General features: G+C 41.3%; 4 protein-coding genes. All 4 read left to right on the plus strand.

The window, feature by feature from the left end:
* Positions 1-158: 158 nt before the first annotated feature.
* The 4 genes from HWQ38_RS11575 to HWQ38_RS11590 all read left to right on the plus strand — a co-directional run bounded on the left by HWQ38_RS11575 (position 159) and on the right by HWQ38_RS11590 (position 5,520).
* Positions 159-1,148: a phage tail sheath subtilisin-like domain-containing protein gene (locus HWQ38_RS11575; RefSeq protein ID WP_292793408.1), complete on the plus strand. Its 990-nt coding sequence runs from the start codon at positions 159-161 to the stop codon at positions 1,146-1,148.
* Between the two features lie 10 nt (positions 1,149-1,158).
* Positions 1,159-1,626, plus strand: a complete 468-nt coding sequence (locus HWQ38_RS11580) for a phage tail protein (protein ID WP_292793410.1) — start codon at positions 1,159-1,161, stop codon at positions 1,624-1,626.
* A 70-nt stretch (positions 1,627-1,696) separates the two neighbouring features.
* Complete coding sequence (locus HWQ38_RS11585) at positions 1,697-2,434, plus strand: phage baseplate protein (RefSeq protein WP_292793412.1); 738 nt, start codon at positions 1,697-1,699, stop codon at positions 2,432-2,434.
* Positions 2,434-5,520, plus strand: coding sequence for a hypothetical protein (locus HWQ38_RS11590; protein ID WP_292793414.1), 3,087 nt, complete (start codon positions 2,434-2,436; stop codon positions 5,518-5,520). Before HWQ38_RS11585 ends, HWQ38_RS11590 begins: the two co-directional genes overlap by 1 nt.
* The last annotated feature ends 57 nt before the right edge of the window (positions 5,521-5,577 follow it).

Here is a 5,577-nt window from a genome sequence, read left to right on the forward strand (position 1 = left end):
TTCATTGGTTTGAGGAGATGATGTCATGTTGACTATTTTAGGCTTTTTAGAGTTAGTGTAATTAAATATGTAAAGTTTTGTATTAGGATTCAACATTTCTGGAATCTCTGCCAACAGACAGACCAGCTGCTCATGCTCAACCCGCACCTGGTAAAAAATTGTGGGATGATGATGATAACGATACAAATACCAAAGCGACAACCAAAGCGGAACCAAACAGCGGTGCGGATGGTGACGATCTAGATGTGAACGACTTCACAGGGCCAAATAAGGAAGCAAATAAACAGGGTCTTTACGCTTTAAACAAAGCCGACCTGTTTAATATCCTTTGTATTCCGCCTTATAAAAAGGATGGCAATATAGATTATCACCCTTTGGTCGATCAAGCAGCAGAATTTTGTAAAGACCGTCGCGCATTTTTCATCATCGATCCGCCTAGTGATTGGACTGATAAGGATAAGGCCAAGGCTGGTATTCAGAACGACCTTGGTGAACCAACTAGTTATGCTGCTGTTTTCTTTCCTAGAATCAAACAGCCAAATCCTTTACGGAAAAATCAAATAGAAGAATTTGTTCCTTGTGGTGCGATCGCGGGTGTATTTGCTCGTACTGATGTTCAACGCGGTGTGTGGAAGGCTCCAGCAGGTACAGAAGCAACATTGACCGGTGTACCACAATTGAGTGTACCTCTAACAGATCCAGACAATGGGGAATTGAATCCTCTGGGAATTAATTGTTTGCGAACTCTACCAGCTTTTGGTCGTGTGATTTGGGGATCGCGGACGCGGAAGGTAGATGACCGTCTTACGGATGAATGGAAGTATATTCCGGTTCGCCGTTTCGCGCTTTTCTTGGAAGAAAGTCTTTATCGCGGTACGCAATGGGTTGTCTTTGAGCCAAATGACGAGCCGTTGTGGGCGCAAATTCGCTTGAATCTTGGAGCTTTTATGCACACTCTCTTTCTTCAAGGAGCCTTTCAAGGTCGTAAGCCGGAAGATGCTTACTTTGTGAAGTGTGATAAGGAAACAACAATCCAAAACGATATTAACTTAGGAATTGTCAATATCATTGTTGGTTTTGCTCCTCTCAAACCTGCTGAATTTGTCATTCTCAAGATTCAGCAAATAGCCGGACAAATAGCAGTTTAAGGAGAAATATATGCCTTCTATTTCAGGTAAACGTTTAGACCTCTACAAAAACTTTAAATTTGTTGTGAAATTCGCTGGTAAAGACTTAGCTGGGGTAAGTAAAGTCAGTGGTCTGAAGCGAACCACTGAGGTCATAGAACACCGTACAGGTGGCGACCCTAGCACTGTCTATAAGTCTCCAGGACAAAGCAAGTACGATCCCATCACCTTAGAACGAGGTGTTAGCAAAGATACTGATTTTGAACAATGGGCAAATAAAGTCTGGGCGCTTGGTGGTAGTCCAGAAGTGTCTCTGGCAGATTTCCGTAAAGATATCACTATTGAGGTTCGTGATGAAGCTGGTCAGAAAGCGACTTCATATAACATTTTTGGTTGCTGGGTTTCAGAATATCAAGCATTACCAGACCTAGATGCTAGTGCTAATGCTGTCGCTATTGAGTACATAAAGATAGAGAACGAAGGTTGGGAACGTGCTTGATGATTAACTCGGCTTAGTTAATCAAGATTTAATTGTTCAACCAGCAGGAAACTAACTATACGACTCCTATATGCGATCGCTATCAGCCTCGGAACTGTTAAATATCTGGGAGTGGGGACTTAATCAGCCATCTTGGTCTAAAGCAATCAAGCTACTAGCTAGTGCTTGTCCTGAAACCTCCATAGATATGCTTACTCAACTCAGCCTCGGTCAGCGTGATGCCATGCTGCTGACATTGCGGGAGTGGACATTTGGTTCACAACTGGTTAGTCAAGTCACCTGTCCAAGCTGTGGTGAAGTCTTGGAACTCAATTTTGATATTGCAGATATTCGTGTAGCATCACTATCACTTGAACCAGTTGAGAAATATTGTCTTGAGCTTGTTGATTATCAGGTGAGTTTTCGTCTCCCAAACAGTTTAGATATGATAGCGATCGCTGAATACAAACAGCCAGAGATTGCCCAAGAGATTTTATTAGAACGCTGTATTTTGCAAGCAGTGTGTAATGGTGAATATCTGCCGTTTCAGCAATTACCATCTCATGCCAGAGATGCAATTATTACCCAAATGGCTCAAGCAGATCCTCAAGCAAATGTGCCAATTGATATTTCCTGTTCCGCTTGCAACCACCAATGGCAATCATTATTTGACATTGTGTCGTTCTTCTGGGCTGAGATTAACGCTTGGGGATTTCGACTTTTGCGAGAGGTACATACTTTGGCTGCTGCTTACAGTTGGCGTGAAGCTGATATTTTGGCTATGAGTCCCAGACGGCGACAATTGTACTTAGAGATGGTGACGGACTGATGAGCAATTATCTCTTTCATTTGATAGCTAAAAGCTTTAACTTAATCGATACAGTTCAACCTCTTGTCTTATCAGTATTTGAACCGTTAGCAGAGTCTACCCTTGATTGGGAGCCATCGATTACCACAGACTCAACTGAGTTAGAAACAATATTAGAAGCGGAAAAATTTCCCAATTTTGACATTGTGCAGTTGTTGGAGAAGCGATCGCCTGCAACAATAGGGCAAATATCTGAAGAGATAACTAACCCCCTGTTAACTAATTTAACTTCAACGCCTGTTCAATCTTCCCAACAAATACTAAAGTCAATTCCTAATTTTACACAAAATCCTGACTTAGAATTATCCTCTAATTGGGCTTTTTCAGATTCAGTTTTGACTCCAATCAGCACTGATAATCAGCAATTTAGTTCAAACTCAGAGCAAAAAACAAGCACTACTCCACTAACTTTTGCTCCTGCTCAATTATCACAGAAACAACCAACTCAAATTAATTCTGTTGTTTCTTCTATCCAACCTTCAAACATTAAGCAAAAAATATGCACCACCACACTAAATTTAGCTCCTGGTCAATTATCACAGAAACAACTAACTAAAATTCCTCCTGTTGTTTCTTCTGTCCAACCTTCAAATATAGTCAACTGGGAACGATTGATAACTCAACGTTTTGTAGAATCAGAAAGACTTTCACCGACTACAAATCAAATAGTACCTAATCCTAATACAGAGCTATTGAAGTCTGCACTTGTGCCACAAACAAAGATTTCCCTATCGAATCATCTCGTTTCTGTATACAACACAGAATCAAATACTTCTCTCTCTAACCCCATCTTTGAACAGAGGCAGATTCCACTTAAATCTTTTCCCCAGCAACTAATTACAATCAATCGTCTAGGTTTATCTTTGCAATCACCTTTAAAGTCAGATTTGCAAACATATTTCCCCGAAAACCCAACAAAGCCAGTAATGTTTTCCTCTACTCCCCAAGAAAAAACATTTTTTTTCCAAAATCTAAATTCCACAATTTCAAGGACTGCGATCGCAAAGGAAAACAATACTCCTGTCTCAAATTTAGTTGGTAAAAAATTAGGAGAACTTACAATTCAATCATTAAAAAACCAATCAATTGAAATTAATCAAGATTTTTCTCCTAATCTCTTACCAAAGGTATTGTCTTTGAAGCAATATCTCCCGCAAATACAAGCAGAAACCAACACTATTCTATCAATTCCCAGCGTTCTACAACAGGGAAAATCTGCAACTGAAAACTTACATAAGCAACCTACAGAAATTAATCCAGTCTTTATCCAATCTCAGTTACCACAAGTCGAAAGTTCTGAGGACTTTCCTCCTCAACTTCAATCAGAATCAACAGCCATGTCTACGATGGGAAACTCTTGGAAAGGCTACACCAACGTCTACGCACCTGCTATTTCTCAAGTTTTGCCTTTAACACCTATGCTAGCAGTGGAAACTAGCACTCCCGCCTCAAGTTCTGTAATTCAACACCAGAAAAAAGCTGTAACTGAATTGTCATCAACGCAATCGCTACAAAGAAGTGAGAATGTTTCATCTACTCAAGTGCAAAAGCTGATAAGTTTACAGCCATCTATTCCAGAAAAACCTGTAGACAGCGCACCTGTTACTAATCAAATATTGCCCACAAATCAAAAATCATTAACACCTGGGTTGACCCTAGAAACTAGCACTGCCGACTTCAGTCCTGTAATTCAACACCAAAAACAGTCTGCAAGTGAATTAGTACAACAGCAATTACCGCAAATAATTGGGAATGAAAATGTTTTATCTTTGCAAGTAAAAAAGCTGATTAATCCACAACTAGATTCCAGCCAGTTTTTAGAAGAACCTGTGGTGATGTCTACGACGGTTAACTCTTGGAGAGGCTACGCCAATGCCTACGCATCTGCAAGCGGGCGGGTATTATCTTTAACACCTGTGCCAACTATGGACACTAGCATTTCCGCCTTAAGTCCTGTAATTCAACCACAAGTACAACATGGAGCGATACCTTCTCTTTTCCTGTCGGAGACGCTGCGCGTAGCTTGCTTCCCCGCAAGGGTACGAGATGCTACGCGTAGCTTGCTTCCCCGTAGGGGTACGGTAAGCTCTGCTAACGCATCTACTATTGATAGTACCTTAGCGAATTCACACAAACAGACCTTAACACCTACAATTGCTACAGAAACAATTGCCGAACCCCAGGAAAAACTTACGTCTAATGTGCCAGAAAATCAGCAGAGGTTTGTCCACAAAAATGTTTCATCAATACAGCCACTTCTCGCAGATGCTTCTGCTAAACTATCTTCGCTTCAGGCAAATAGTTCTACTGCACCATTCGTAAATAATCTACCGTCATCTGTCGCTTCACAACCGATAATTCAGCTAACTACTATTAATTCAGATATAATAGCAACTCCTGCTTTACATCCTTCAACCCCAGGAATTGACATACAATCGCAAGTCAACTTTTCTAACTCTCACTTGTCTGATTTCCGTGGAGAAAAAGCTTCTGCTCAGGAAGTCGGCTCACAAAACTATAATAAGAGCGATCGCAAACATATTGCTATCCAGAAAATTGGCGTTGTCGAACAGTGGGATGAATTGGGGCAAGTTGGGGGAGAGATGAACGTTAATTACGCCGATCATCCCGCAAATATGCAACGCCAGCAAATTAATCGTAATCAAGGTATATTGACCAGCCCAGTTGAAAACTTAATATTACCTCAGAACGCATCCCCTAACCTTTCTATGTCTGCGGATAGAGGCAAAGATGCTGTGGGGTCTTCGTACTTTAGGCAACTAGAGGAATCTGATTTCAGACCGCTATCTCACCCTATCAATGACCTCACTGTAAAAAATTTGTCAGTCATTGCAGCTAGTAGCAAAAAAGTCCAAAAGCGATCGCCAGTAGATTTGGACACACCACCTACTATTCAAGTCACAATTGGTCGGCTAGAAATTCGCAGCGCAGCCCCAGCACTACCTCCGCCTCGACCAAAGCCCCGGACAGCATCATCTGTGATGAGTTTGAATGAATACTTGCAACGACGTGCCAGAAGGAGGTAAGTGATGAGCAACGCTTTAGCTATTGCGGCTGTCACAATTACATTGCGTCACTTGCTA

It is taken from the genome of Nostoc sp. NMS7 (genome assembly GCF_017115085.1).
Lineage (GTDB): Bacteria > Cyanobacteriota > Cyanobacteriia > Cyanobacteriales > Nostocaceae > Nostoc.